This is a genomic window from Microcystis sp. BLCC-F209 (assembly GCF_041928595.1).
Classification (GTDB): Bacteria; Cyanobacteriota; Cyanobacteriia; order Cyanobacteriales; family Microcystaceae; genus Microcystis.
The window spans coordinates 1-4,715 of record NZ_JBHFLL010000035.1; the positions used below are offsets into that span (position 1 = coordinate 1).

The following is a 4,715-nucleotide window of genomic DNA, read 5'->3' on the forward strand; positions in this document are numbered from 1 at the left end:
TCTTCGGTTTGTCTTATGCAATGGACGGGGTTATAAGGGATGAAACCCTTATAGAAACAGACATTACTGCGATTTTTGTCAATTGTTTGCGATCTGGAGCGAACTAATCAATTAAATCTCTTGCCAGATAAGGATTTAGTCCATTTATGCCCCCCTATCGAACCATAACAAGTAACGAAGAGCCATGAATTGGGACGTATTTTCAGTGAACAGTAATCAGTGAACTGAAAACTCACATCTGATAACAAAGGCCGAATCTAAAACCTAATTTGTTAAGCTAAAAGCTTTTGGGAGAATTGCCCGATTCTGTCTTTTGCCTCTTGCCTGTTGTCTCTTGCCTTCAGAAGCTGATTACTGATTACTGAAACTGCCATATCATAAAAAAGACAATTTGAAGATATTTGTTAAGAGAAATTATTGAGATTTTTTATTAGTTGTCGAGGTATCTTCAGCCCCTTCGGGGAGATCGATAAAGACCTTTTCTCCAGCTTCCAAACCTGATAAAATTTGGGTTTTATCGTCTAAGACCAAACCGATCGAAACGGGTTTAAAACTGGGTTTATTTTCGGCATCGGGAACTAAAACCCCTGACTTGCCTTCCCGGGTGACAATGGCTACAGTCGGCACGACGAGGGCATTATCTAACTGCTGGCCGACAAAAGTTACATCCACATTCATTTTCGATTTGAGTTTGTCGAGTCCCGTCACCAGACCGATTCTCACCTCAAAAGAAGTAACATTATTCTCGATAATTGCTTCGGGAGCCACGAGAATAACTCGACCTTCAAAGACTTCTTCAGGAAAAGCATCGGCGACAATTCGCACGGGTTGGCCGCGCTGCAATAAACCCACATCTACTTCCGGCACTTTAGCAATTACTTCCAATCCCGATGCTAGGGCGATAATCGAGGTGGAAGTGGCGGAAGCGGTACTAGAGGCCGAAGTGGTGGGAGTGACAAAAGAACCCTCAGTGGCGTATTTTTGGGTGACGATGCCATCAAAGGGAGCAGTAATGACTGTATCGCGGTATTGAATCTTAATTTGCTCTAAATCGGCCCTAGCGGCCGCTACAGATGATTCTAGTCGAGCCAGCTCGGTTTCTTGGGTTTTTTGGCGTTGTTCGAGGGCAAATTTCGCTTCTGCGATCGCTGCTGCAGCTCCTATCATTTCCTGCTCAATTCCGGCCACTTCTGGGGAAGCGGTTTTATCCGCTTGTTCCAAACGGCGGATCGATTCGTCTAAATTGGCTTTAGCGTTGAGATATTCATTGAGGACGGCATCAAATTGGTCTTGAGCGATCGCCCCTTCCCGGACTAAATTTTCATTGCGTTTAACCCGATTTTCTGCTAGTCGAAAACGGGATTGGGCTGCTTGTACCTGAGCTTGCAGCTGGTCTAAATCTTTGGGAATTCTTTCTTTGGCCTGAGCTAAACGGGCTTCTAATTGCTTATAACTGGCCTGTGCCTGATAAAATCGGGCCTGTAATTGCCGGATATCTTCGGGAATGCTGCGTTTAGCCTGTTCCAGACTGGCTAGAGCTTCCCGTAGATGCGCTTCTGACTGCATTCCTCGGGCATACACCTCTAAATTATCCATGACGGCGAGGGTTTGTCCCTTTTTAACAATCATGCCCTGATCCACCAATAATCGCACTAATCGGCCGGGGTTTTTTGGGCTAATGTTAACACTTTGGATTGGTTCCACCCTACCACTAGCTTTAATTTCCACAGCGAGGGTTTCCCGTTGAGCAGGAACGGTCATTTTCGCCAATTCCAGGCCAGGAGGAGGAGTTTGCAGCAAGCGATAAGAAACTACTCCCACCGCCAGAAAACCACTAGCCATGAGTCCGAATATCCAAAATAGGGGGCGATTTGATTTTCCCAACACGGTTATTGCCATCGATCAGCCAAAAGTTAATTGGTTATATACTAACGTCTCTAGAGCTGCCTTTGTTGTTTCTTTAGCCAACAACTCCCAAGCGAGATAGACTGATTAAAAAAGGCCTATCGCGGGGGTAAACTGTGCCAAAACTTCAATTAATCATTTCTTTGCTCATTTTTTTCGTCGCTGGCAGCCCGCCGGCTTTTTCCCAAGCTCTACTCCCCTACACCATCGAACCAGAGTTAGAACAGATGGAACAAGCGGGAATTGAAATGGCCGAGGATGCCATCCAATTAGCTCGTTTTCGCCGTACCGATGCAGCCCTCGGACGGGCTAAGTTAGCGGTGCAGTTAGCCCCCCATCTCTATCAAACTTGGTTTATTCTCGGTAGTTTATATCTGCAAGACGATCAGGTGCAACTCGGTATCGAGGCATTAAATCAATCTTTGTCTCTCGCTCCCGCCGATGCCCACGCTAATATTAAATTTTCCCTCGGTAGTGCCTATTTTCAGAATCAAGATTACCAGTCTGCTATTGCCCAGATTGAAGCGGGTTTGCAAATGAAACCCGATATCTCCCCCGCTCTTTTTGATCTCGGTAATTCCTATCTCAAGTTAGAACAATATCCTGCGGCGATCGCAGCTTACGAAAAAGCTGTTACTCAAGATCAAGATTTTTGGCCGGCTATTAATAATATTGGTTTAGTTAAATACGAACAGGGTGACAAGGAAGCCGCTCTTAAAGATTGGCGGGCCGCTTTGAAAATCGATCCTAAACAGCCGGAACCTCAGTTAGCTATTGCGGTGGCTATTTATAGTCAAGGTAAAACCGAGGAAGGCATCAAATTAGCTCAGGCCGCTCTCACTAGCGATAGTCGTTATGTCAGTCTGGAATTTTTAGGCGAAAATCTCTGGGGTAAACGTCTTCTGCAAGATACGGAGAAAATGTTTAATCATCCTAAAATGAAAGATTTTATCGCTCGTTTACCACAACCAACCCCAGAAGCGGACGAAGAAAATTAAGCTGATAGCAGCAAGCATTAATACTAAATCCATTGAGTATAGGCTACATATCAGGATAGGCAAGAGGCAACAGGCAACAGGCAAAAGGAGGAATAGATAATCAGTCTTTAATAACTGGATTTAGTATAAGATAACTCCTTAGTTAGGGCTTGCTGAATAATGGTAAAACCCTTTTAAAATAAGGCTTTTGACCTGTTAAAATCCGATGTTCATGCTGCGAAAATAGGATTAAGACCTTCAAAAACCTGGCATTATCCTTCTTTTAGTACATAAACTGGTACAACAAAGAGGGCAACAAAGCCTGAAACGACCGGCTCCTGACGACCGGCTACTGACTCCTAACCCCACCAACAAACTTTTTCAGCAAACCCTAGTTAATTGGCTAGGAATTCTTGAGGATTGCTCTAGCTAATTAGAATAAACTCGCCCTTTCCAACTTCCCCCTTGGCCGCGCCAATAACGCAGGGCAGAATCGACGGTCATTAAACTATAAAAGAGGGCAATTAGGGGTAAAGTTAAAGCCCGCAGGGGGGATAATTTATATAGTCTTAAAGTCGGGCTATAGGAAAGGGCTATTAGTAATAAAGTGACGGTGCTAATTATAATAATTGATGTTTCTTTTAAGACCAATCCCCAGATTAAGCCCAAGGGGGCGGCTAAATAGGTTAAAAACATCCCGAAAATTGTCCCGATTAACCAAAGTGTTGAGTAATTTAGTTGCGTAAATGCGGTGCGGGACACCATATTCCAAATGCTGGCTAAATCGGGATAGGGACGGAGACTATAGGTGGTTTCTGTTAATCCTAACCAGATGGATTTCTCGCTATTTTCGGGGTGATTTTGCAGATATTTTTTAACCGCAATCGCCAAGGAACAATCATCAATTAAAGCTTGTTTAAGAATCTCAATACCGCCAATTTTTTCTAGGATATCTCGGCGAATTAAAATGCAACCCCCGGCGGCAGCAGCTATCGGGGAATTAGGGTTATTAACTAAGGGGAAAGGATAAAGTTTCTCGAAGAAAAAAACAAAGGCAGGAATAAGAAATTTTTCCCAAAAACTGTCACAGCGTAGCAACACCATCAGGGAAACTAACGCTTGTTTTTCCTGTACTGCTTTAGTAACTAATTGGGTTAAATTATCCGGTGCGTGGGCAATATCGGCATCGGTGAAGAGAAAATAATCGGGTGCAAATTTCTCGGTAGCCTCTGTTATTCCCTGTTTCATTGCCCATAATTTACCTGTCCATCCTATCTCTAAAGGTTGTCCAGAAATAATAGTTATTTGTCCAGATTTATGAGATTGATCAGCAATTTCTTGAGCAACTTTTCCAGTGCCATCACTGCTTTGATCATCAATTAAAATAATCGAAAATTCTCCTTGATAATCTTGGTTAAAGAGGGAAGTTAAACTGATAGGTAAAACGTCGGCTTCGTTTCGTGCGGGGATAATTGCCGAGACTTTTGGATAATTTGTTAAGGGAGAAGTGACAGGATTAATTTTTTGGTTAGATAGCCAAAATTGTCCCCTGCCTAAGATTAAATATAACCAAATTATCAACGATAGGGAAGTAACTAATAATAATAAAAATGTCATAAGCTAGTCGGCTTTCGATGAGGGAATAGGGAACAGGTTAAAAAGAGTAAGTAGGTAGGTGTTAAAAGTTGTCAGACACCCCCCTTATCAAGCTATCCATTAGTCACATCTTTCTTAACATAAAATTTGACAAAAAGAGAAAAGTGTGCCAGATGGCTCAAGGGGGTTCTATGGGGGGACTAATTTGATGAGATAGTTTCCAAGTCTGGCTGATAT

The 4,715-nt window shown here is 43.1% G+C and carries 4 protein-coding genes; 2 read left to right on the forward strand and 2 right to left on the reverse strand.

All coding sequences use genetic code 11. The features are described 5' to 3' along the window. Window positions 1-414 precede the first annotated feature (414 nt). Window positions 415-1,899 (reverse strand): efflux RND transporter periplasmic adaptor subunit, encoded by a 1,485-nt coding sequence (locus ACE1AQ_RS02785; protein WP_110545512.1) that lies wholly within the window; start codon window positions 1,897-1,899, stop codon window positions 415-417. Here ACE1AQ_RS02785 and ACE1AQ_RS02790 point away from each other — a divergent pair. After that, complete coding sequence (locus ACE1AQ_RS02790) at window positions 1,841-1,987, forward strand: hypothetical protein (protein WP_172456657.1); 147 nt, start codon at window positions 1,841-1,843, stop codon at window positions 1,985-1,987. The two genes, ACE1AQ_RS02785 and ACE1AQ_RS02790, sit on opposite strands and share 59 nt — an antisense overlap. Before the next feature lie 34 nt (window positions 1,988-2,021). Beyond that, on the forward strand, window positions 2,022-2,903 hold the full coding sequence (locus ACE1AQ_RS02795) for a tetratricopeptide repeat protein (protein ID WP_008200740.1): 882 nt from the start codon (window positions 2,022-2,024) through the stop codon (window positions 2,901-2,903). 408 nt (window positions 2,904-3,311) lie between these two features. Here the strand turns inward: ACE1AQ_RS02795 and ACE1AQ_RS02800 are convergent, their stop codons facing one another. Then, window positions 3,312-4,499 (reverse strand): glycosyltransferase, encoded by a 1,188-nt coding sequence (locus tag ACE1AQ_RS02800; RefSeq protein WP_110545510.1) that lies wholly within the window; start codon window positions 4,497-4,499, stop codon window positions 3,312-3,314. Between the last annotated feature and the right edge of the window lie 216 nt (window positions 4,500-4,715).